Origin of the sequence: Deinococcus humi, from assembly GCF_014201875.1 — a bacterium.
Classification (GTDB): domain Bacteria; phylum Deinococcota; class Deinococci; order Deinococcales; family Deinococcaceae; genus Deinococcus; species Deinococcus humi.
The window spans coordinates 119549-142396 of the sequence record NZ_JACHFL010000004.1; the positions used below are offsets into that span (position 1 = coordinate 119549).

Genomic DNA, 22848 nt, shown 5'->3' on the forward strand with positions numbered 1-22848 from the left:
ACCTGACCGGAGGCTCCATGCGTCCCTTTGCTCGATTGCTTGCCCTGCTGTTTACTCTTTTCTCCGTCACGGCTGCCGCACAGGCCACGGTTGGCGTTGACCCAGTGGCCCGGCTGTACACCGCCGCGCCGGGCCAAACCATCACGCAGGTGCTAAGTATCTACAACCCGAATCCCAACAAGCAGAAGCTGCGGGTGGTCGCTTACTTGACCGATATGAATATCAGCGAGACCGGCGAAACCGAGTTTCCCCCAGCGGGCACCGTCAAAGAGAGCAGCGCTTCATGGATCACATTTACGCCAGCCGAGATCGAGCTAGGCGGTGAGGAATCCAAACAGGTCCGTTACACCATTCAGGTTCCGGCCGACGCCACGCCGGGTACGCACTGGGCAATGCTGATGTTCGAGGGCCAGGAACCGGCCGCGATCCCTGGCAAGACCCTGGCCTCCTTCCGGCTACGGGTGGCCCATACCATATACGTCAACGTTCAGCCGACCAAGGCTGAGGGCAGCATCACGGGTATTTTTGACGCTCTTCCACAAACTGAGACAGGTCCTTACCAAATTGCAGTGCAGTACTCCAATTCCGGCAATGTCGTCACCGGGGTGCAGGGCCGCGTGGAATTACGCGACGCAAGTGGCAACCTGGCCGCTACCCTGCCGCTCGACCTGATCGTGGCGCTGCCCAACCGCAGCGTCCTGCTCAAGAGTTCCTGGGTTGGGCCGGTGCCCAAGGGCCAGTACAGCGCGCTGGTGGTCTTGAACAATGGCGACAAGGGCAAGGACATCCTAGGTGAGCATGTGGTCAACCTCCCCTTTGACCTCAAACTTCCAGCCGCTACCGCAGGGGCCACGCCCAGCGGCACCGCTCCGGCCACCACGCCTCCATCAAACCCGGCGGGCAAACCATGAGACGCAGGTTGCTGCTCAGCACGTTGTTGCTGGGCACCCTTTGCAGCGGCCACGCTGGAGCGCAGACCCTGCCTCCGCTGCCCGGCGTGCCCGTGCCCGGTGCACCTCTACCGGGCACGGGCACGCCAGAGGCGCCGATACAGACCGACGCCACCGTGCGTCCCTTGATTCCTGATGTGATCTCGCTTCGCCGTCCCAATACGGCTGTGGTCTTTGACATCAATGCGGGCAACTACCCGCCCGCGACGTTTCCAGCCCGTTACTTGTCCCCGGCCCAGGCTTTCAGCGTCTTCAGCAATGCCGCTAAACCGTGGACCGTGCAGATGGAGGTCCATGCTCAGCCTGACATCCAGGGGCGGGCGCTACCCAACAAGCAGATGCACTACCGCATTAACGGCGGGCCATGGCTAGACGTGACTGGCGCACCCCAGGTGGTGTTCAGTCATATCGGGCCGTCCGGCGGCTGGCTACCGCTGAATATTGAGTTCGCGCTGGACCTGACTGGCGCGGAGGCTGGAGGCAACTACCTATTCGACGTAGCCTTCACGGCGCTGGTGCTGCCCTGACAATCATCGTCCGCTGAATGATCAAGTGGCGAGTGCAATCAACCTTGGCATTTGACATGCAACAGCGGCCGTGGCACATCTTAAGACTGATTCAGCCCCACTTTCACTTCAGAAGGAGTGCCCTGCATGTCCCGCCGCCTCACTCTGCTTGCCCTGTTGCTGCTCATGCCGCCTGCCCTGCCATCGCTGAGCGCTGCGGCACAGGGCAGTGGACCAAGCGTGACGGCCCCTGCGCCCCGCGAGGGGACACCGGGCGGCTACGTGACGCTCACCTTTCAAGCCCAGGGCCAGGGCGACTACGAGTTCACAGTAGACAGCCCGCCTGAATGGGCTCCAGTCACGCGTACACGGAACGTGAAATTAAATGGCCAGACCCTGATCCCCGTGACTTTCCAGGTTCCGGCGCTAGCCCCCGCAGGTGAGTCCCCCCCGTTGGTGTTACGGGTCTTACAAGGTGGCACGGAAGTCGCCCGCGCCCAGACCCAGGTGCGTGTGCTGCCACGCGCGCGCGTGGCTCTTCGGAGCCCGGCGAACCTAAGCGGCACCCCGGGGCAGACCCTGAGCGTGCCGCTGGAGGTCACCAACCTGGGCAACCAGCCAGATACCATCCGGCTGACGATCACCAACGCCGACCGCCAGCCACAATTGGACACCAGCGAGGTGACGCTGAAGCCTGGCGAGTCCCGGACCGTCAACGCCACCCTGAAGCTCGACCGGGTTTCAGAGGGTTACCTGTACATCCTGTTTTTTGAGGCGACGTCGGCCAACAATCCAGAGATCAGCGCCCGCGCACGCACCAACAGTGTGTTCACCACGGTGGCCGGACGCAGCGGAACCGCCGTCCAGGGTCCGCGCCTGACCTTCAGCGTCCGGGCCGCCGTGGAAGCCGGCGTGGACTGGTCTCCGGGAGGCCGCAGCACGTCGATCCGTTACAGCCTGCAGCCCACTGTCGGCGGCCAGCTCTCTGATTACGTGAAAGGCAGTCTGGGGATTTCCGGACTGGACGGCAGCCTGACCCGACCGCTGCCGGACAATCCCACGTTTGGAGTGCAACTCGACGGTGGGCGCTGGACCGCTGAACTGGAGGGAGGAAGAGACGGCTTCGGAGTGCGCGGAACGCTGGACACGGGGCCCTGGAAGCTTCGGTCACGGGCCCGCTACAGCCGGCTGGTGGCCGGGCAGGTCTACAACGCCGGGGTGGGGGCCAGTACCCAGGTGGCGGGCGGCCCGCTGGATGTGGAAGTTACAACCACCGTGGTCCGCCAGGATGGGGAGACGCAGCGCACCGACACGCTGGGGGTCCGCTACGGCCGCCGCCTGAGTCCCAACCTGGATCTGAGTGTGGGATTGGCGGGGGTAGGCTTCAGCGCGGCTGGGCGTTACCAGGGTGATCTGTTTGTGACTGAGGAACTGAGTTACGTCACCAATATTTTCGACGTGACGCAAACTTACAGCGGCAGCCTGTCCGGCCTCCATACCCTTGGCGTCTCGGGGGGATTGAGTGGCATCCAGCCGTTCGGGGTCCGGGCGGCGGCTTCCTTGCAACGGCAACCGGGTGGGCTGACGTGGTCGGCTTCCGGACTGGGGCTGTACAGCGGTCCAGCAGGCTTCGGGGCCAGCGTGTCGGGCCGCGTGCAGGGAGGAACAGTGCCCACCGCCCGCGCGCAGTGGCAGGCCACGGCGGGAATCACGTCCCCCTCACTGCGGCTTCTAGGGGCAGCGATATCAGGCTCGGCGCAGTACCTGATAGCCAGCGACGACGACACACCCGGCGAGCTGGCCCATACGGTTCAGGTCAATGCCTCGCTCAGTACCGCCGCCCTGGATGCCAACGCCCTGGCCAGCTGGTCTCGCAATCCAGTCCCAGCTGGCGGCAGCCAGGACAAGGTCTACCTGGGCCTGACCGGTGCGTACGCGTGGAAGAGCAACACCTTTGCGGCGCTATACAGCTTCGAGCGCCGCAGCGGCACGGTGCCGGGCACCCCCGCAGGCAGCCCGCAGGATCCCAGCACCACCCAGACCCTGGGACTGAGCTGGGAACGGTCCTGGACCGACCGCATCAACACCCGTCTGGATTTCAACCATGCCGAGATCTGGACCGGAAGCGAGCGGCGCAGGCCAGATCAGGCCGCACTGACCATTGGGATCCGGGATGTGGGCCTGCCGGGCGTCAACGTGAGTACCGGCTACCGGGTGATTGCCCCTAGCGGCCTGCTGGCCGGTTCCCTAACTCAGGGCGTGCGGGTGGGCGTGTCGTACGACCTGACCAGGGTGATCGCTACCCCGGACTTCCTGGTCAACACCTTTGGGGGGCGCAGGGGCGGTGAGGTCCGTGGAGTGCTGTACCGGGACACCAACTTGAACGGCAAGCAGGACGACGGTGAGGCGGGGCTGCCCGGCGTAACTGTCCGGGTGGGCAACGCCAGCGCTGTGTCCGACGCGCAGGGGCGGTACAGTGTCCGCGCGCCAGTAGGAAGCTTTCCGCTGGCCTTCCCCTCAGGGCTGCCCGCCACCGTGGAAGCGCTCGACACTCCGAACGTGACGGTGACCGAGAACGGCCGCTCCGAGCAGAACGTCGCCTTCGCACCGGTGGGCAATTTGGAAGTTCTGGTCTTTGAGGACACCAACCGCAATGGCAGCCCCGATCCCGGCGAGCAGCCCATTCCGTACGCAGGTATATCCCTTTCGGGTCCAGCGGTACGCGCTGTGCAGGCTGACAGCCGCGGATACGCCCGTCTGGGCACCCTGCCGCCGGGCACGTACACCGTGGCCCTGAATCCTGTCAGTTTGCCTGAGGATTACACCGCAACCACCGAAGCGAAGCGCGCCGAACTGAAAATTGGTGAGCGTCTGCCCGCCTTGGCGCTGGGCGCGGCAATGCCCCCTCGGCAATCTGTGACCACCTACACCGGTGGTACGCTGGCCGTACTGGGCCGTCTGTCGTCCGGTCCAAGCACGCCAGGGGCCAAAGTCGAGCTGACCGTCCAGACACAGGGGGCCCGCACAGTCAATGTCGAGGTACTAGGCCAGACTCTGACCCCCAAGCTGGAGGGCAACCGTGCCTCACTGGAATTCACGGTTCCTGCCGGCACCGTCCCAGGCAGTTACGACGTCAAGGTCACAGCTGTCGGTGACGGCGAAAGCAAGGTGCTCATCCTCAAGCTGCTGGTAATGGCGGGGAAATGATCTGATTAACAAAATCTCTCGTCGGCGTCGCCTAGAGCGACGCCGATGTTTTGCGTCGAGGGGCGGCACCCCGAGTCCAACCGAATCCGGCAGCGCCGGATCACAACCCGTGGGGCAGAGCGTTAATGACCGATGGACATCAGCTGCTGGCATTAACGCCGCACGCTCGTTGACTCTGCCGTATAACTGATTGCGTACTTGCCTTCTCAGTCGCCTTAATTGCGTTATAAGAACAACGGGGCGGTATGCTATGTTAATAACCTCACAAGAGCGATTAACGCTATGGCTGGTGCTGTAGCGCGGAGTTTCTGTAGGAAGCCGACCTTCACCGCCCCTTCAAAACATAGAACGCAACCATATCGAGTGACGACCGTGAGCAGGCCGCCAAGCGAAATAGTCGAAAAGTGAATGGAACGGCGCGCCTGGTCACAGCCGCTGCCAGTCTCAGGAGATACGGGGGAGCCATGCTTACCATGCATCTGCTAGGTCATGTCCATGCCAGTCGCGGAAGGCAGCCCTTGCAACTGTCCAGCAAGTCGGTGGCCTTGCTAAGCTACTTAACGCTGGAGGGCCGGCCCCACCACCGTGAGCATTTGGCCGGGCTTCTGTGGGACACTCCGGACGCCCTGCGAAACTTGCGGGTCGAGCTGGTCCGGCTCAAGGGACGGGGGGTTGACCCCTTTCCGGCGCGCCAGCCGATGCTGACGCTCAGTTGCCCCACCGATCTGGACGGATGGCTCTCAGCCCCCCACCCTGCACAGGAACGAGACCTGATCGGCTGGCTCTCGCACCTGCACGGACCGGCCCTGAGCGGCCTGGAGGATCTGGGAACCCCGGAGTTTCAGGCGTGGGTGGATCAACAGCGCCAGATGATCCACGACCGCATTGAGGAGCGTCTACGCCTGGCCTATTCACGCTATGAACAGCACGGACAGGACGCGTGCGCTGCCCTGGTATGTGCCCGCGCGGATCTGCTGGGGCTGGAACTCGGCACGCCGCATCTGCCGATCGATCACACAGTCCCAGCCTTCAGGTGGCCGGCCCAGGAAGAACTGCTCCGGCAGGTGCTGATTCAGGCCAGAGAATCCTCCCAGCTGGTGCTGTTGCAGGGCCACAGCGAAACCCGGCGTGACCTGCTGCGCCGCCTGGTTGAAGACACCCCCTGGACTGCCGTACAAGTTCAGGTCACGGTCCGGCAATCCCTGTTACTGGCGGCGCTGATACAACATCTGCGGCAGATCATGACCGCCGATCAGCGCGCGCAACTGCCTTCTACACACAGCAGCGATCCTGAATTGGCACTGATCGAACTGGGTCAGTTGATGTCCACGGTGGGTCAGCCACTGCTGGTCGCCCTGCACGACATGCCACACCCGGCGCAGTGGCCCGACTGGCTGGGACCCATGCTGGGATTCCTTGTGGATTTACCGCTGCCGCTGGTCCTGGTTGTCAGCACCACTGCGCCGGGTGTGGCCAGCAGTCTGAGGCCTGCGCTCGGGCAATTTGCCCGCCCCCGTCTGCATGCCGTCACCTTGCCGCCCATCAGCGTCCAAGAGGTGATGCGCCTCCTGGACAGGCTACCATCGACTGATTCTCAACACCTCTCGGCACCGGACGATCTGCTCCGTGCGCACGCCACCCGGCTGGTTCAGCGCTCGGAGGGCATCCCCATGTATATCCGGGCATTGCTGGACGACAATGACCGGGTGCTCCAGGGGGACGCCCGGTTGCCTGTGCAGGTCCGTGACCGGCTGTTGGCCCACCTGTCCAGCTTTCCCACGTTACTGCAAGAGCAGTTTGCGAAACTGGCGCAGATCTACGGACGCTTTGACCCTGCGCTGGCCAGCACACTGCTGGGCGAATCCGCCACGGAGGTCTTGCGAATCGGCCTCCTGAGCGGCGTGCTGGTTCCCGCTGGAGCGGCCGAGCGGCTGACACTGCCGCAACTGACCCACCGTATCAGCGACACCGAGAACCACCTGACCTTCGCCAGCGAGGTGCTGCGTAGCGCACTGGCCTCCTCACTCCCGCCCCAAGAGCGCCAGACCGTCCGCGCCACACTGGCGAACCTGCTGCTGCCCTGCGAGCCACATCTGAGTCTGATCTACGCAGCCCGCGCCGGGCTGCAGGAGTTATCTGAGGCAGCGGACGACGCCCTGCCAGCCCCGCCGCTCATCCCCTGTGAACGACAGGCTCGCACACAACTGGTCGTGGCGCCGGAGACGTTGCCGCATGCCCGCCACGAGGTCCGCACCCCTGGCGGCTACCGGGTGGGGCTGGACAGCGGTTATCTGGAGGTGCTGCGGCGGGGACCACCCGGTCCGCCCCCGCTGTTGACCCTGCTGTTGCCCGGCCAGGGCAGAGGCCACTGGACGCTGAGTGCAAGAGTCGATGTGGTCAGCCCCCCTCAGCCCGGTATGCCTATTTCTCCCTTTCTCCTGGGGGTACAGACGGGAGCCGGCCCACGCATGGTCTATGCCACAGGAACCATTCCGGACCAGACCGTAGACGGCATGGAGCAGCGTTTCGGAGGAGTACTGCCGTTGGGTCACTGGTTTTCCCTGACGGGTCAGGGGGAGGCCGGTCTGCTGGAACTGAGTGTCCGGGCCAGGGACGTCGCCCTGACCGTGGGCGCACTGTGCTGGGGCAACCAGACCCTGCGTGACCTGTGCCGGACTGCGTTCCTTCAGGAGGCGCGCGTCGCAAGAAGCTGGGCGCCTACGCCATAGCAGGGTTGATGGCATAGGCGCCCAGCGGCCTAGAGGGCACCGTGGGACTACACACCAGGTGCATTGCCCGGGGCATGCCTACGGCTACCATCATTGAACGCCTTTGACTGGCGTCAGTCGGCATCCTGAGCAGGATGAGCGCTGGACCTAGCCCAGCGGTGCGGTTCTTCGCCACCCTGACGAGGGAAAGCGCCCTCCTAACCTATGTTGCGTCAGGTGACCATCATCACCTTCTGCCACCGTTCGGCCATGCGCCTTTCTACCCTGCATATCCTTCCCGCCCTATTGCTGACTTCCAGCGCCTGGGCCGTCCAACTCCCACCCCTAAGCGGCATCTGGGCACTTCGGACGGCTCTTCCTGAGGGCAGCGCTGTGCTGGGTGACGCTCAGCCCGCAGCTGAAGTGTTTATTTCTAACACCCATGTAAGGGGGCAATTCGGGTGCGGACGGTTTCAGGGTGATTTGACGGCCAGCGATTTGAAAGTAAGGTTTTCCGTGCGGACCCTGCCGCCCTCGCCAACCGAACGGTGCGTGTACGCCGGCGACAACCCACTGGTCAATGCGCTCAACAGTGCGACGCGCTACGCCATCGGGCAGCGTCAGCTGGTGGTTTTTTCAGGAAAGACGCGGTTGGTCTTTGAGCGCATCGGCTTCGTAACACCCAGCCGCAAGTAAGGGGCAACAAATGACGCGGCCAAGGCCGGTCCAATGCGGGGCTTCCGGATAGATGGTGTCGCTTTTACAGAAGACTCCAGGCCAGTTGCGTCCATACAGCCATCCCGTCAGTGCAGGCAAGGCGACACCTTCTGACCGCCGTCCGCCCGCCTGGGCGAGGCTGTCGGTCTGGGAGAGTCTGGTTCACGCACACTGGAGAGGCTCCCGCCGAGACCCAACTTGGGTTGAAAGGCAGTAGCGTCCACACATTCGGCTTCCTGCCACAGTAAGAGTTGAGTGTGGCGCTCATGCTTATCATTGTGAGAACATGACCCGTCTTGCCCGCTACCTCTCAGCGCGCTCAGCGCACTCGGACGGTTGGCGACTGATCCTGCTGCTGGCCATGCCCGTTGCAGCAGTTGCTTTCTTCCTGGGCGCTATTCTCGATCCGCTGAGTGGGCAGGCCACCCCCTTCGATATGCTGGCCTATCCTGCCCTCACCATCGGGCTGCTGGTTCTGGAGCTGGCGCTGTGGCGCAAACCGCGCTCCACCGACCGGGTGGTCACCGCCCTGGTCCTACTGTCCTGCGCCTTCTTCCTCAGCAAATTGATCTATCTGCTGTACTTCCTTCCACCGGGGCCTTCCGTCCAGGTGGAAATGACCGAATCGTTTTTCTGGATTCCAGCGGTCTACGTGCTCTCCCTATTCATTCCCAGTCTGAAGGCCGCGCGCAACATCACCTTTGTCTTCTTCGCGGCCATGGTGCTGTGCAGCGTCGGCTATGCGGCCCTGAACGGCTGGACCACGCAGTCGGGCGGCGTGCTGTTCGCGCTGATCGAGATGTTGCTCGCCAATCTGACGCTGCTGACGCTGACGCAGGCGTTCATCGGATACAAGGACCGTCTCTCCAGTGTTCAGGCGCAGGCCCAGACCTTGCAGCGCCTCGTTCACACGGACCTGCTGACCGGGCTGCCCAGCCGCCTGCGCCTGGAGAGGGAACTGGGCCACGCGGTGGAACGCGGCGAGGCCTTCACCCTGCTGTTTATCGACGTGGACGGTTTCAAGATGGTCAACGATACCCTGGGCCACAGCGCGGGCGACGAGGTGCTCCGGAATCTGGCCGGACGCCTGCAGTCGGTCCTCCAGCAGAGGGACCTGGCAGCCCGCATCGGCGGCGACGAATTTGTGGTGATCGTCCGTGATACACCGCCCGCGTGGTCCGCCGCTCTAGCCCAGCAACTGCTGGCCGGACTGATTCTCCCCTTCACGGTCCGCGGACAGCAGATCCAGCTCAGCGCCAGCATCGGGATCAGCGTCTACCCCGACGACAGTCAGGACGCCGAAACCCTGCTCAGGCATGCGGACGCCGCGATGTATCAGGTCAAGCGCTCCGGGCGTAATGGAGTCCGGCGCTTCGATGCGGCGCTTGACGCCGAGCTGGAGCGCACCGTTTTGCTGACCCGTGAATTTCAGTCCGCACTGACCAGAGACCAGTTGACGTTGGTCTACCAGCCGATCTACAACCTTAAAACGGGCGAGTTGAGCAAGATTGAAGCCCTGGTGCGCTGGACCCACCCCGAATTCGGCGTGATCTCGCCCAGTGTCTTTATTCCCATCGCCGAGACCAGTGGGCAGATCATGTCGGTGGGCCGCTGGGTACTGGAGCAGGCCTGCTTGCAAGCCTGTCGCTGGCGTGAACACCACGGCTGGGCTGGAACAGTCACGGTCAATGTTTCGCCGGTTCAGTTCGCGCAGCCTGGATTCGTCGACGAGGTCAAACAGGCCCTGCTGCTGAGCGGTCTGCCTGCCCACAAACTGGAACTCGAACTGACCGAGGGCGCGGTCATTCATAGTCCCACCCTGGTGCAGACCGCTTTAAGGGGGCTGCAACGGCTTGGGGTGGAAATCGCCATTGACGACTTCGGCACCGGGTACTCCTCCCTGGCCTATCTGCGCGATCTACCGATCGGCTGCATCAAGATTGACCGCTCGTTTACCGAAGATCTCGCCTCGCCCCGCCGCGCGCCGCAGTACGCCGTAGCGCTTATCACGGCCATCGTGGGCATTGCCCGGACGCTTGACCTGCAGGTGGTGGCCGAGGGCGTCGAGACACACGAGCAGGTGGAGGCCGTCCGCGGCCTGGGCTGCGACTTCGCGCAGGGCTATTTCTTTGCCCGCCCCCTGGACGCCGGTCGAATGGACGAACTGCTGGACCCGGGCCAGCCCGAGCTGAACGTCGGCTGGCACAAGCGCCTGAACTGAAGCAGAGGATGGGGCATGCCAGAGAACAGATGTGCGGCCCGGCGTGTCCAGCAGACACGCTACCTTGGGGAATCCACTCTCATTCGATATTTTCGGAGGTCCCATGGTCCCCAGCGCCAGTCCAGTACTCTATTGCCCCCCCACCACCAAGCTCGATTCCCGTGAACTGCTGGACCGCATCTGCGTTCGCCCACCGTACTTCGCGCTGGAAGCGCTCCGCTGCGATGATCAAGACCTGCTGGCCGAGGTTCAGGCCGAACTGCCCCGCAGCGCTGAACTCGGCCCCATCCAGGGCGCAGAACTGAGCCGGCACGCCGCCATCGCGGGCCTGTGTGTAGCGGCAATGGCGCAGCCGGACGATCAACGCCGCTATTACCTGGCCCAGCGCGCCACCTACTGGGGCTTTGCCAACCGCGCGCCTTACGGTTCCCGGATCACCCTGCGGGCCAGCCTGCTGGACCTGACCCGGCGGGAGGCCACGGCCCGCATCCACGCGTCTGCCGGGGGACAACCGCTGGCCGAGGTCGAGGTGCAATACACGATCCTGACGGACAATGCCTTCGCCCGGTTGTTTCGCTCACGCGAGCGCGCCGACATTGTGGGGCAGCCGCTGGACCGGATGCCGCCGCTGCCTGCAGGCAGGCTCTCGCGAGAGGGTGACCTGTGGACCCGCCACATTGCCGAGGTTCCCGTCGCCGCCTGTGCCGGTCATTTCGAGCGTTACCCGGCCATGCCCGTGGCCATCCTGATGGGTCAGCTCTCCCAGCTCGCCGGCCTGAGTCTGGGCCAGGATCAGCCGTTCTGGATTCCACAGGCCAGCGTCGAAGCCCATGACTTCTGCTGGGCCGGCGAGCCGGTGACCTTCAGTGCGAGGGCTACCACCCGCGAGGGAGACCTGAACCACTTCGCGTGCCAGGCTGTGGCCTCAGAGCGGACGGTGGGTCAGATGCAATTGACCCTGCAGCGCCCCACCGAAAAGCCCGCGCAGCAAGACATCGACGGGACTTTCCTTACCGGAACCGACTAATAAGTCGACGCCGACACGCTTGCTCTCTGTGTGATTCCAGATTGCGGGAGGTCTCGCGTCGGCCCTCCTCTGTAAGGACAGCCTGGCGTCCATTGATGTGACCAGACAGGCGGTGCCGCCACGGGCGCCCTGTTCTATCTCCAGGGGCAAAAGCGCTAGCCTGGACGCTATGCGCCCCGGTTCCTCACGCGGGATGAGGCGGTGGACGCCATCGTCCCAACTGCGCGCCGCCCATCTGGCCCTGACCTTCCTGACCACCCTGCCGCTGCCCCACATCCACGAGGTCCGAGACGGTGATTTCGCGCGGGCCTCGGCGTACTACCCGCTGGCAGGCTATGCCGTCGGCGGACTGGTCTCTGGCCTGCTATGGCTGGGACTGCCCCTGCCCGGCGGCGTGGTGGCCGCGCTGGCGGTGGGGGCGTGGCTGGGGGTCACCGGCATGCTGCACTTCGACGGACTGGTGGACAGCGCCGACGCCCTGTTCGCCATGAAAAGTCCGGCCCAGCGCCTGGAGATCCTGCGCGACGTGCATGTGGGGGCCTTCGGGCTGGCGGTAGGCGTGCTGGCCTTGCTGACGCTGTGGAGCCTGCTGGCCGCGCCCCTTCCCTGGTACGCGCCGCTGGTGGCCGCCGTGTCAGCGCGCACGTTGCTCCTGCTGCCCATGAACCACTTCCCAGCGGCCCGCGAAGAATCCCTGGGCGCACGCTCGCGTGAAGGGCGCGTCGGGCTGGCGTTGCTGCTTGCGGCCCCCACGCTGCTGCTGCCGGGAGCCTGGCTCGCGTGGCTTGCGGCGCTGGCGGCCTGTCTGGTGGTGGCGGCTTTCAGCGCGCGGCGACTGGGCGGGGGCCTGAGCGGCGACATCTACGGGATGATCGTGGTCACGGCGGAACTGGCGGGGCTGTGCGCGTATGCCTGGGGCCGGGGGTGACCCTCACGCTGTTTCTGGTGCGCCACGCGCCCACCGTACCGAATGCCCAGCGCCGCTACCCCCGCCCAGATGAGGATGCCCCCATCTCGCCCCAGGGGCGCCTTCTGGCCGCCAGCCTGAACCTGCCGCGTGACGCTGCCGCCTTCGTCTCACCCAGCTTGAGAACCAGGGAAACCGCGGCGCTGGCCGGCTTCCCTCACGCTGTCACGGTGCCTGGCCTTGCGGAGGCGAATTTCGGCGTGATGGCCGGACAGACCTGGACCGAGCTGGAAGCAAGGTACGGGAGCAGGCCACGCCACTGGATCGAGGCGCTGGCTGAGCCTGCAGCCGACGCAGGCCCACCAGGGGGCGAGACGGGTCACGGCTTTCACGCGCGCATCCAAGGGTGGCTAAGTGGCCTTCCACACGAGGGCCAGGTCATCGCCTTCACCCACGCCGGACCGCTGCTGGCAGCGCTGCGCCTGTGCGTGGGCCTGCGTGCCGCCGAGATTGCCCCCGGCGGGGTGGCGGTGATCAGGCGGGCAGAGGACCACTGGTGGCTGAGCGAGTTGCGCCGAGCCAGCTTGTTCTGAAGCTGGCGCCACCTCCCACCGCTGTGCTCTGCTAGGCTGCGCGCACCTGGGAAAGGGGAAGTCCGGTGAGATTCCGGCGCTGCCGCGCAACGGTATGCCACAAGCAGGTGGTGAAGCCCGAATGCCTCTCAGGGACGCTGGCCACTACGGCTCAGCACCTCTCGCCATCAGAGGGCCGCAAACCGAGTGTTGAATTTCCCCGTGGCCCCGCCACGCCTGTTCCCGCTCTGGCCCCGGCTGGAGTGGGCTTTTTCTTTTGCTGCGTCGCCCGCTTTCGCTGCCGCCCCCACGCAAACCGGAGTTTTTCATGCACCCTTTGCCCCTGCTATCCGCTCCTGCCCTGTGGCCTTGTGCCTCCACCGATCTGGCACGGTCGTTGCCGTGATCGTGTACGTGACCGGGGGCGCACGCAGCGGCAAGAGCCGATTTGCCGAGACCCGCGCGGCCGCACGTGGGGAAGCCGTGACGTACCTGGCCACCGCCCAGGCTTTCGACACCGAGATGGAAGAACGGATCGCACGTCACCGGGCGGACCGTCCGGCACATTGGACGACGGTGGAAGAATCGCTGGAGGTGCCGCGGGCCCTTCAATACGCAGCTACCCCCACCGTCGTGCTCGATTGTCTGAGCCTGTGGGTCAGCAACATGCTGCTCATAGGATGGACGGATGGGGCGATGCTGGCGGCGGCGGACGACCTGCTGAGCGTCGCGCACGCCCGTTCCGGCCTGAGTGTGCTGGTGTCCAACGAGGTGGGCCTGGGCATCGTGCCCGATAACGCCCTGACCCGCCGTTACCGCGATGTGCTGGGCTGGGTCAACCAGCGTTGCGCTGCCGCCAGTCACGAGGCGTATCTGCTGGTCAGTGGCCTGCCCCTTCAACTCAAATCCTCCGAGGAATTCCATGCACCCTGATCTGCACGCCCTGATCCAGTCGGTCCAGCCCGCCGATGCCGGCGCCATGTCCCGCGCCCGCGCCCGCCAGGCGCAATTGACCAAACCCGCCGGAGCGCTGGGCGATCTGGAAGACCTCGGCGTACGGCTCGCGGGCGTGTTCGGCTGCGAGAGGCCCCACCCGCGTGGCGTGGCGGTGCTGGTGGCGGTGGGCGATCATGGCGTGGCGGCGGGTGGAGTCAGTGCGTACCCACCTGAGGTCACGCCTGCGATGGTCGCCAATTTCCTGGCCGAAACCCCTGCCGGGCCGGGCGGGGCCGCGGTCAACGCCATGGCCCGCATGGTAGGCGCGCGGGTGTACGTGATGGATGCGGGGGTGAACGCAGAACTGCCCGCTCACCCCGCGCTGATTCGTGCGGCCCTGCGGCGCGGGACGAGGGACCTGCGTCTCGAACCGGCCATGACCTGTGAGGAAACCGAGGCGCTGATCCTGGCCGGTGCGGGGCTGGCCCGCCGGGCTATCCATGACGGCGCGGACCTGATCATTCCCGGCGAGATGGGCATCGGCAACACCACGCCCGCCGCAGCGCTGAGCGCCCGGTTGCTGGAGGTGGACGCGGCGCAGGTCACCGGACGCGGCACCGGGGTGGACGACGAGACGCTGGCCCGCAAACTCGCGGCGGTGCGGGAGGCGCTGGCCCGCACCCCAGTGACCGCTCCGCTGAACGTGCTGGCCGAGCTCGGTGGCTATGAGATTGCCGCCATGCTGGGCATCATGCTCCAGGCGGCGGCGTTGCGGCGGGCGGTGGTGCTGGACGGCTTCGTGGAGGGAAGCGCCGCGCTGGTGGGGGTGGCGCTGGCCCCGGCCCTGCGCGACTTTCTGTTCCCGGCCGGCGAGTGCGCCGAGATCGGCCACGGGGCGCAACTCGCGGCCCTGGGCTTAAGGCCCATGTTCAAACTGGGCTTGAGGCTGGGCGAGGGCACGGGCGGCGTGCTGGCCGCGCCCCTGCTGCTGGCGGCAGCGGCCACCCTGCGCGAGATGCGAACCTTTGAAGAGGCGGGTGTGCCCGCAGGGTAAACTGGAAGTGGACGGCTCAGTGCAAACCAACCTCTGCGTGGTTCGGTGGCTCTCAGCGGGTTAGCGCATAGGGAATGATGTACGGTCTGCCGGTGTCCGGATCGCTCAGGATATGCGCCTTCAGGTTAAACACGTCCGCCAGCAGCTCCGGCGTCAGCACATCCTCCGGACGGCCCTGGGCGTAGACTTCGCCCTCACGCATGGCGATGATCTCGTCGCTGTAGCGCACGGCCTGGTTCAGCTCGTGCAGCACCATGACCACCGTCTTGCCCCCCTCGCGGTTCAGGCGCTGGGCCAGTTGCAGCACCTCCAGCTGGTGCGACAGATCCAGGTAGGTGGTGGGTTCGTCCAGCAGCAGGATCTCGGTCTGCTGGGCCAGGCTCATGGCAATCCAGGCCCGTTGCCGCTGCCCGCCGGAGAGCGCCTCCAGCGGACGACTGGCGAAAATGGTCATGCCGGTCTGACTCAGCGCCCAGGCCACCGCCTCACGGTCCTCGGGGCGGCGCACCGGGAAACGGCCCTGGTGGGGGTGACGGCCAAACCAGACCAGTTCCTCCACCGACAACCCTTCGGGCGCAGTTGGCCCCTGCGGCAGGATGGCCAGCCGCCGGGCCACCTCCTTGCTGGGCAGGGCGTGCAGCGCCTGACCGTACAGTTCCACATTGCCGCCGGTCACGGGGCGCAGCCGGGCCAGCGCCCGCAGCAGCGTACTTTTGCCGCAGCCGTTGGGGCCGATGATGCTGGTGACCTGTCCGCCTTTCAGGCTCAGGTTCAGCCCCGGCACGATGACGGACGTGCCGTAGGCCAGTTTCAGGTCCTGGGTGGACAGCGGCGCGGCGGAAGGGGCGGGGGGGCGGTTCATGCACTCCTTTTAAGCAGATAGAGAAAATACGGCGCGCCCACCAGCGTGGTGAAAATGCCCGCCGGAACTTCCAGCGGTGGCAGCAGGGCGCGGCCCAGGGTATCGGCGGCCAGCACCAGCAGGGCCCCCAGCAGCATACTGACGGGCAGCATCCGCCCGTGCCTGGCCCCCACCAGCAACCGGGCCAGGTGGGGAGCCAGCAGGCCCACGAAGCCCAGGATACCGGCCCCAGTCACGGCGGCCCCCGCCAACGCCACGCCCACGCCCAGCGACGCCAATCGGGCGGGATTGACCCGCGTGCCCAGTCCGGTGGCCAGATCTTCCCCCAGATTCAGCACGTCCAACGTGCGCGACAGCAGCAGCGCGGCGGGCAACAGGACCATGGCCCACGGCAGCACGCGCAGCAGCCGCGCCGAATCCGCCCCGTAAACCGTGCCGGCCAGAAAGGTCAGCGCCGCGCCCAGACCATCGGGAGCGCGCACCAGCACCAGTTGCTGCGCCGCGCCCAGCGCCGCTGCCACGGCCACGCCCACCAGGGCCAGCCGCACCGGATGCAGGCCGCCCGCGCCGCGCCGCTCGCCGGACAGCAACAGGACCAGCCCGAAGCCGCCCCATGCGCCGGCAAGCGCGGCCCAGGGCAGGCCGCCGGGGGGCGCAGTGGGCCAGGCCAGCAGAAACACCGTGGCGGCGAGTCCGGCCCCGGCCCCCACGCCGATGATGTCCGGCGAGGCCAGGGGATTGCGGATCACGCCCTGCATCATCGCGCCGGACGCGGCGAACATCGCCCCGCACAGCAGCGAGATGCCCACGCGTGGCAGACGCAGTTCCAGCACCAGTTGCCGGGTCAGGTCATCGCCCCCACCCCACAGTGTGGCCCAGACTTCCGCGGCCGGAGTGGCCACCGCGCCCAGGCCCAGGGCCAGCACCGCCAGCAGGCCGGTCAGCACGGCCAGGACCACCGCGACGGTCAGGGCGCGCGCGTCGGTGTAACGCGGGGGGCGAAGTTGAACAGTCACAGCATCACTGGTCTCGGAAGGCGGCGGACGGCGCGGTGTCGGGCAGCAGGCGGCTTTCGATCGCCTGGGCCACCATCAACTTCAGGGCCATCGGGCCGCGTCCGCGCGTCCAGTTGTCGCGGTCAAACACGTACACGCGGCCGCGCTGCACGGCGCTCAGTTTCTGCCACAGCGGATTTTTCTTCCATTCCTGCGTGATGGGCGTCTCGTCCGGCGCGGTGAACAGCACCAGCGTCTGCGGGTTCAGGGCCACCAGCCCCTCCAGCGAGAGTTCATACTGGGTTTGATCGCCTTTGGGACTCAGGGCATTCTTGCGGCCCAGCGCCTCCAGAAAGCTGCCCACGAAACTCTGGTTGCTGTGCACAGTGAACGACTTGGGCGTCACCACCGCCGCGACGAAGGGGGGCGCGTTCTTTTTCGCAAAGGCCCGCGCCTTGCGGATCAGTCCCTGCTGATCGGCCAGCAATTGTTTTGCCGCGGCCTCGCGGCCCACGAGTTGCCCGATGGCCAGCGTCTGCGCATTCAGGTCATCCAGGCTGCCGCGCCGACTCTGGAAGGCAGCGGTGGGGGCCAGTTTGGCCAGTTGCGGGTAGATCTCGCCCTGCACGAAGGCGTCAGCGACGATCAGTTGCGGGCGCAGGGCGGCGATGCTCTCCAGACTGGGCTGGGCGCGGCTGCCCGTCGCGGGAATCTTGGCGGTCAGGGCGCGCAGATAGGGCGGCGCGCCGCGGTCTCCGCCCTGCGTGCCGAGCGCCCCACCAACCGGGGTCACGCCCAGCGCCAGCAAGGTGTCCACGAACGAGTATTCCAGCGCGACCACGCGCTTGGCCGGGGCCGCCAGTTCCACCGTACCGCGCTCGTGTTTGACCGTCAGGGCCAGAGCGGAGGACAGCAGGACGAGAGCCGATAAGGACAGGAGTTTTGTTTTCATGGTGAACCTCGAAAGAGAAAAGTTTTAGTTGGACCGCCCGATTCGCCGGGCCAGCAGCACGAAGAAGGGCGCTCCGGCAGCGGCCACCAGAATGCCCACCGGGGTTTCGGCGGGTTTGTCGATCAGACGGGCGGCGATGTCCGCCAGGATCAACAGCGCCGCGCCCAGCAGTGCCGAGAGCGGCAGGCTCAAACGGTGATCGGCTCCCATCAGGGCGCGGGCCGCGTGGGGCACGATCAGCCCGACAAAGCCAATAGGCCCCACCACGCTCACTGAAGCGGCGGCCAACAGCACGCCCAGCGCCGTGATCACGGCGCTGTCGCGGGCGGTGCGGGTGCCCAGGCTGCTGGCGATGTCCTCGCCCAGTGCCAGCACGTTGACGCGGGTGGCCAGCAGCAGCGCCACCACCAGTCCCAGCCCCAGCCACGGGGCCACCTGCCACAGCTGCTCCCAGGTTCGCCCCGCCACCGAGCCGGACAGCGCAAAGAGCGCGCCCTGGGCACGGGTTTCGAACAGGATCTGCACGGCGCGGGTGGCCGCCCCCAGCAGATACGCCACCGCCACCCCGGCCAACGCCAGCCGCAGGGGAGTCAGGCCCACACTCCTGGCCGCGCCGTACGCCGCCGCCGCCGCCAGCGCCCCGCCCACGAAGGCAGCGGGCACGAACAGCGCGGCAGGGGCGCTGGGAAAGAAGACCACCATGATCAGAATGGCGAACGCCCCGCCCGCCTCCACGCCTAGGATGCCCGGATCGGCCAGGGGATTGCGGGTCACGCCCTGAAGCAGCAGACCCGACACCGCCAGCGCCGCTCCAGCCAGCCCTGCCACCAGCGTGCGCGGCAGCCGCAGGGCGTGCACCACCAGGCTGTCGGTGCTGTCGTCAGGGGCAAACAGCAGACGGGCCACGTGGGCCAGGGAGATCTCACTGGCCCCCAACGCCAGCGAGGCCAGCAGGGCCAGCACGAGCAGCAGCGCCGCCCCCACAAACACCAGGACACGCCCGAGGGGGCGGGGGCGGGACGTATGGACGACATTGGTGATCAAGGGATGGCCTGTGCCGTCGCCTGCAATTCCACGCGAAGCTCACGCATCTGCCACTGCCTCACGTCACTCAGATCGGGTTTGTGGCTGGAGCCGGGAAGTTTCAGGGAAGGGGCGGCAGCGATCTCGGCGTGGGCCGTGCCCTTGAGGCCGTCCAGTTCAAAATGCAGGCTGACGTCCGGGCCGTCCAGCTCGGCCCAGCGCGCGGCGCGTAGCCAGTCCCAGCCGTAACGGATCAGCAGTTCGCGGTCCAGCACCTGGGCCAGCGGGGGCAGGCCGGCAAAGCCGCGCAGGTGCCCGGCGACTTCGGCGGGACTGACCTCACGCCGGGCCACCTGCACGGCCAGTTCGGGCGTCAGGTGCGCCCACAGGTAGCCACCAGGGAGGTCCACGGCGGTGGCCGCAAATCGGTGACCGCCGAAATGCCCGGTGCGCCAGCAGCGCAGGCCCGCCGCCTGAAGGGCGGCGTAGACCGGTACGCCGTAGCGGCCACAGGCGGCGTCCACCGTCCCGTGGGTACAGACGTGAAGGTCCGGGCCGGAGGGTGGCGTCTCCACGGGCCGCCACCCACTCAGATTCTCCGGTTCCAGCAGCGTGTCGATCAATCCGCGTGCCCACTCGGACTGGGGCAGATCACTGGCATAGTCCCGGCGCACATAGCCCGCGTGCCGGCGAACATAGTGACGCACCCGCAGCGGCTGATCCGCCTGCGCCGGGGCGCTCATCAGCAGACCGAAGCCCGCTCCCGAGGCCTCCACCTTGCCGCGCAGCCGCTCGAAGACGCCGCTTTGCTGGGCCGTCCAGTTCGCCACGTCCCGCAACCGCGCCCAGACGGGAACGTCCAGTTCCAGCACCGTGACCTCCTGCCAGTGCGGGGCGGTACCAATCGGGTCCTCCCCGGCGGCCAGCGAGGCATCGGCGCACAGGGGCAGGCGGGGCCGCGCGGTCACGGTCATTTCAATTTGTCCAGAATCAGGCGCGTGACCTCGTTGCTGTTGCGGATGGAGGTCAGCGGGCCGGAGTACGGGCTGAAAGCTTCGGGGGTGTACACCACACTCTGATCCTTCAGGCGCTGGCCCACCGGGGTTTTCAGAAAAGCGTCCGCGCCGTTGTACTGGCCGCCGGGGGGAAACAGCACCACTAGGGTCTTCTTGTCGATGCCCAGCAGGGCCTCGTCGTTGATCTGCGCCCCGATACCCAGCGTGGCGTTGCCGATCTTCAGGCCGTTCTTGAAGCCCAGCGCCAGCAGGTCATCGATCAGGCGCACCCGGCTGTAGGCCCAGGTGTTACCACCGCTGAAGGGGGCCAGCACCACCACCTTGTCGTATTTCCTGAAGACGCCTGCCGCCTGGAGTTTGCGGGCGTTGCTGCGGTTCACGTCCGCCGCCTCCTTGATGATCTGCTCGGCCTGTACCTGCTTGCCAAACACGCGCGCCAGATCACGCAGGCCCTTCTGCCAGAAGCCCTGACTGCCCTCTTCATAGCCCACGGTGGGGGCGATCTTGCTGAGCTTGTCGTAATTCTGGTTGCCGTCCCAGGTCAGGCGGACAATCAGATCAGGCTTCAGGGCCAGGATGGTTTCCAGGTTGGGGGCTGTCCAGCTGCCCACGAAGCTGGGGTTGTTCAGCTTGCCACGGGTGTAGAATCCCTCTTTCAGCACTGCGGGCTTGAGCTTCCCGCCGCTGACGTCGGTGGGAGACAGGTAGCTGCTGGCCAGGCCCACCACCCGTTCACCCACCCCCAGCGCGAACATCCAGCCCAGGGCCTCCTCGTCCATAACAACGACGCGTTGAGGATTCTTCTTGACGGTGGTGGTCCCCTCGTCGTGCTTGAGGGTCAGGGTCTGGGCGACGGCAGTAGGCGTCAGCGCCAGGGTCAGCAGCAGAACAGATCGTTTCACTGGCCCAAGCTAATTAATCCGAGTCAATTAGTCAAGTTTAAAAATGTCCCTGCCAGAGTGAATCCATGCGGGGGTCAGGGCTTGTCGGTCTATAGGGGGGCGCGGCCCGAAGGCCGGCACGTCTTAGCATTCGCATGAAGCGCTCGCCCTTTCATAGAGCGGGGGAATGACTCTAGGCTGACGCATGGCCCTGCCCCCAGCCCCACCCGCCCCCACCGTTCGCCGCAGTGATCACACCGACACCTACCACGGTCAGGTGGTCACCGATCCCTACCGCTGGCTGGAGGACGCCGACAGCCCGGAGACGCGGGCCTTCGTCGAGGCCCAGAACACCCGGACCCGCCGTGTGCTTGGCGCCCTGCCGGAGCGGGCGAAGCTGCTGGAGCGGCTGGGCGAGCTGTGGGATTTTCCCCGCCGCAGCGCGGTCTGGCAGGAGGGTGGGGCGTTCTTTCAACTACGCAACAGCGGCCTGCAGAATCAGTTTGTGCTGTACACAATGGATTCGCCCACCGACGAGGGCTGGGTGTTGCTGGACCCCAACGCGCTGTCGCAGGACGGCACAGTGGCGCTGAGCGGTCTGGCGGTCAGCCGCGACGCGTCCCGACTGGCTTACGCCGTCTCGCAGGGCGGCAGCGACTGGCAGGAGTGGCGGGTGCGCGACGTCTCCAGCGGCCAGGACCTGCCCGACGTGCTGCCCGACAGCAAATTCAGCGGGGCAAGCTGGCTGCCGGATGGAAGCGGCTTTTTCTACGCCCGCTATGACCGTCCCGAGGACGGGCAACGCCTGAGCGGGGCGAACCTGAATCAGCGCCTGTGGCTGCACCGCCTGGACACCGGCCAGGACGCCGACGAACTGATCCTGGAGCGGCCCGATCAGCCCGAGTGGGGCTTTGGCTCCACCGTGACCGAGGACGGGCAGTGGCTGATCATCAACGTCTGGAAGGGCACCGCCCGCCAGAACCTGATCTGGGTGCGGCCTATTGGAGAAAACGGCGCCTTTCAGGAGGTCGTGGCCGAATTCGGCGCCAGCTTCCAGTTCGTCGGCAATGAGGGATCGCGGCTGTACTTCCTGACCGATGACCACGCTCCACTGGGCCGCCTGATCTCACATGATCTGCAGACTGGCGAGCGACAGGACATCGTTCCCGAGGGACAGCACCGCCTGCTGGGAGCTGAGCTGATCTCGGGCGGGTTCGTGCTGCATACCCTTGAAGATGCGTCCAGCCGCCTGACGCTGGTGGACCGGCACGGCCAGAACGCCCGGTCAGTCCCCTTGCCCGGGCTGGGCACCGTGGACGCCCTGAACGGTCACTCCGACAGCCACGAGATCTTCCTCAGCTTCACCAGTTTTCTCTTTCCGGCCACCGGATACCGGCTCGACGCAGCGGACGGCAGCCTGACGCCCGTGTGGGCGCCGGAGCTGGCGGCGGACCTGGGCGGCTACGAGGTCCGCCAGGAGTTCGCGGCCAGCGCGGACGGCACGCGGGTGCCCCTGTTCATCGTGGCGCGGCGAAATCTGACTCTGGACGGCTCGCACCCCACGCTGCTCTACGGCTACGGCGGTTTCGACGTCAGCCTGACCCCGGCTTTCGACGTCTCGCGGCTGGCGTGGCTGGAGGCCGGCGGGGTGCTGGCGGTCGCCAATCTGCGCGGTGGCGGCGAATACGGCGAGCGCTGGCACCGGGCGGGAACCCGGGAGAGGAAACAGAACGTCTTTGACGATTTTGCCGCCTGCGCCCGCTTTCTGGTGACGCGCGGTTATACCTCGCCGCCGCACCTCGGCATCGAGGGCGGCAGCAACGGCGGCCTGCTGGTGGGCGCCACGTTGACACAGCACCCCGAGCTGATCGGCGCGGCCGTGGCGCACGTCGGCGTGATGGACCTGCTGCGCTTCCAGCGTTTTACCATCGGCTGGGCCTGGGTCAGTGATTACGGCAGCAGCGACGACGCGCAGGACTTCGCCGTTCTTCGCGCCTACAGTCCCCTGCACAACCTGACTCCACTGGCCTATCCGCCCACGCTGCTGACCACCGGCGACCACGACGACCGGGTGGTCCCGGCCCACAGCTACAAATTTGCCGCCGAATTGCAGCGGGTTCAGCAGGGCGAGGCCCCCATCCTGCTGCGCGTTCAGACCCAGGCGGGGCACGGCGCGGGCAAGCCCACCCGGTTGGTTCTGGAAGAGAAAGCCGATGTCTACGCGTTCCTGCTCTCGGCGCTGAGCTGAGCGGCGGAGCGGACAATTCGAGCTGGAAGTTCGGCTGTAACACCGGTAGGACTGGGCTATGAATTT

18 protein-coding genes are annotated in these 22848 nt (G+C 66.2%); 12 read left to right on the forward strand and 6 right to left on the reverse strand.

The annotated features are described in order from the left end of the window. Positions 1-17: 17 nt before the first annotated feature. The 11 genes from HNQ08_RS09605 to cobT all read left to right on the forward strand — a co-directional run bounded on the left by HNQ08_RS09605 (position 18) and on the right by cobT (position 14805). Positions 18-911, forward strand: coding sequence for a hypothetical protein (locus tag HNQ08_RS09605; protein WP_184130709.1), 894 nt, complete (start codon positions 18-20; stop codon positions 909-911). Then, positions 908-1477: a hypothetical protein gene (locus tag HNQ08_RS09610; protein ID WP_184130712.1), complete on the forward strand. Its 570-nt coding sequence runs from the start codon at positions 908-910 to the stop codon at positions 1475-1477. The genes HNQ08_RS09605 and HNQ08_RS09610 overlap by 4 nt, the downstream gene beginning before the upstream one ends. Before the next feature lie 126 nt (positions 1478-1603). Then, the gene (locus HNQ08_RS09615; RefSeq protein WP_184130715.1) at positions 1604-4663 is read left to right on the forward strand and encodes an SdrD B-like domain-containing protein; all 3060 of its coding nucleotides are present in this window, start codon (positions 1604-1606) and stop codon (positions 4661-4663) included. Positions 4664-5127: 464 nt separating this feature from the next. Continuing rightward, positions 5128-7392: a hypothetical protein gene (locus HNQ08_RS09620; protein ID WP_184130718.1), complete on the forward strand. Its 2265-nt coding sequence runs from the start codon at positions 5128-5130 to the stop codon at positions 7390-7392. Positions 7393-7608: 216 nt separating this feature from the next. Next, entirely contained in the window at positions 7609-8067 is a 459-nt protein-coding gene (locus HNQ08_RS09625) for an META domain-containing protein (RefSeq protein WP_184130721.1), read from the forward strand. A gap of 307 nt (positions 8068-8374) precedes the next feature. Beyond that, positions 8375-10309, forward strand: coding sequence for a putative bifunctional diguanylate cyclase/phosphodiesterase (locus HNQ08_RS09630; RefSeq protein WP_184130724.1), 1935 nt, complete (start codon positions 8375-8377; stop codon positions 10307-10309). Positions 10310-10412: 103 nt separating this feature from the next. Further along, positions 10413-11336, forward strand: a complete 924-nt coding sequence (locus tag HNQ08_RS09635; protein WP_184130727.1) for a hypothetical protein — start codon at positions 10413-10415, stop codon at positions 11334-11336. A gap of 169 nt (positions 11337-11505) precedes the next feature. Beyond that, a complete protein-coding gene (locus HNQ08_RS09640) occupies positions 11506-12264 on the forward strand; it encodes an adenosylcobinamide-GDP ribazoletransferase (protein ID WP_229789857.1) in 759 nt (252 codons plus the stop codon). Then, on the forward strand, positions 12261-12836 hold the full coding sequence (locus HNQ08_RS09645) for a histidine phosphatase family protein (protein ID WP_184130730.1): 576 nt from the start codon (positions 12261-12263) through the stop codon (positions 12834-12836). Before HNQ08_RS09640 ends, HNQ08_RS09645 begins: the two co-directional genes overlap by 4 nt. Positions 12837-13184: 348 nt before the next feature. Further along, positions 13185-13748: a bifunctional adenosylcobinamide kinase/adenosylcobinamide-phosphate guanylyltransferase gene (cobU, locus tag HNQ08_RS09650; protein WP_221284115.1), complete on the forward strand. Its 564-nt coding sequence runs from the start codon at positions 13185-13187 to the stop codon at positions 13746-13748. Continuing rightward, positions 13738-14805 (forward strand): nicotinate-nucleotide--dimethylbenzimidazole phosphoribosyltransferase, encoded by a 1068-nt coding sequence (cobT, locus tag HNQ08_RS09655; protein ID WP_184130733.1) that lies wholly within the window; start codon positions 13738-13740, stop codon positions 14803-14805. Before cobU ends, cobT begins: the two co-directional genes overlap by 11 nt. A 52-nt stretch (positions 14806-14857) precedes the next feature. On the opposite strand, the gene HNQ08_RS09660 is transcribed toward cobT, so the two are convergent. The 6 genes from HNQ08_RS09660 to HNQ08_RS09685 are packed head-to-tail and all read right to left on the reverse strand — an operon-like array spanning position 14858 to position 20555. Next, positions 14858-15667: an ABC transporter ATP-binding protein gene (locus HNQ08_RS09660; protein WP_184130736.1), complete on the reverse strand. Its 810-nt coding sequence runs from the start codon at positions 15665-15667 to the stop codon at positions 14858-14860. After that, complete coding sequence (locus tag HNQ08_RS09665) at positions 15664-16638, reverse strand: FecCD family ABC transporter permease (protein ID WP_244977112.1); 975 nt, start codon at positions 16636-16638, stop codon at positions 15664-15666. The genes HNQ08_RS09660 and HNQ08_RS09665 overlap by 4 nt, the downstream gene beginning before the upstream one ends. Before the next feature lie 49 nt (positions 16639-16687). Continuing rightward, positions 16688-17614, reverse strand: a complete 927-nt coding sequence (locus HNQ08_RS09670) for an ABC transporter substrate-binding protein (protein WP_184130739.1) — start codon at positions 17612-17614, stop codon at positions 16688-16690. Positions 17615-17638: 24 nt separating this feature from the next. Further along, positions 17639-18607: a FecCD family ABC transporter permease gene (locus HNQ08_RS09675; RefSeq protein ID WP_184131492.1), complete on the reverse strand. Its 969-nt coding sequence runs from the start codon at positions 18605-18607 to the stop codon at positions 17639-17641. Positions 18608-18654: 47 nt separating this feature from the next. Continuing rightward, positions 18655-19611, reverse strand: a complete 957-nt coding sequence (locus HNQ08_RS09680) for a sucrase ferredoxin (protein ID WP_184130742.1) — start codon at positions 19609-19611, stop codon at positions 18655-18657. Continuing rightward, positions 19608-20555, reverse strand: a complete 948-nt coding sequence (locus HNQ08_RS09685; RefSeq protein ID WP_229789853.1) for an iron-siderophore ABC transporter substrate-binding protein — start codon at positions 20553-20555, stop codon at positions 19608-19610. Before HNQ08_RS09685 ends, HNQ08_RS09680 begins: the two co-directional genes overlap by 4 nt. Positions 20556-20739: 184 nt before the next feature. On the opposite strand from HNQ08_RS09685, the gene HNQ08_RS09690 reads away from it, so the two are divergent. Next, the gene (locus HNQ08_RS09690; protein WP_184130745.1) at positions 20740-22782 is read left to right on the forward strand and encodes a prolyl oligopeptidase family serine peptidase; all 2043 of its coding nucleotides are present in this window, start codon (positions 20740-20742) and stop codon (positions 22780-22782) included. Positions 22783-22848: the final 66 nt, after the last annotated feature.

Bases quoted from the DNA above. Each gene is read 5' to 3' on its own strand.
- HNQ08_RS09610 (WP_184130712.1), top strand. From the start codon at position 908: ATGAGACGCAGGTTGCTGCTCAGCACGTTGTTGCTGGGCACCCTTTGC.
- cobT (WP_184130733.1), top strand. From the start codon at position 13,738: ATGCACCCTGATCTGCACGCCCTGATCCAGTCGGTCCAGCCCGCCGAT.
- HNQ08_RS09660 (WP_184130736.1), bottom strand. From the start codon at position 15,667: ATGAACCGCCCCCCCGCCCCTTCCGCCGCGCCGCTGTCCACCCAGGAC.
- HNQ08_RS09630 (WP_184130724.1), top strand. From the start codon at position 8,375: ATGACCCGTCTTGCCCGCTACCTCTCAGCGCGCTCAGCGCACTCGGAC.
- HNQ08_RS09640 (WP_229789857.1), top strand. From the start codon at position 11,506: ATGCGCCCCGGTTCCTCACGCGGGATGAGGCGGTGGACGCCATCGTCC.
- HNQ08_RS09690 (WP_184130745.1), top strand. From the start codon at position 20,740: ATGGCCCTGCCCCCAGCCCCACCCGCCCCCACCGTTCGCCGCAGTGAT.
- HNQ08_RS09635 (WP_184130727.1), top strand. From the start codon at position 10,413: ATGGTCCCCAGCGCCAGTCCAGTACTCTATTGCCCCCCCACCACCAAG.
- HNQ08_RS09615 (WP_184130715.1), top strand. From the start codon at position 1,604: ATGTCCCGCCGCCTCACTCTGCTTGCCCTGTTGCTGCTCATGCCGCCT.
- HNQ08_RS09680 (WP_184130742.1), bottom strand. From the start codon at position 19,611: ATGACCGTGACCGCGCGGCCCCGCCTGCCCCTGTGCGCCGATGCCTCG.
- HNQ08_RS09670 (WP_184130739.1), bottom strand. From the start codon at position 17,614: ATGAAAACAAAACTCCTGTCCTTATCGGCTCTCGTCCTGCTGTCCTCC.
- HNQ08_RS09605 (WP_184130709.1), top strand. From the start codon at position 18: ATGCGTCCCTTTGCTCGATTGCTTGCCCTGCTGTTTACTCTTTTCTCC.
- HNQ08_RS09620 (WP_184130718.1), top strand. From the start codon at position 5,128: ATGCTTACCATGCATCTGCTAGGTCATGTCCATGCCAGTCGCGGAAGG.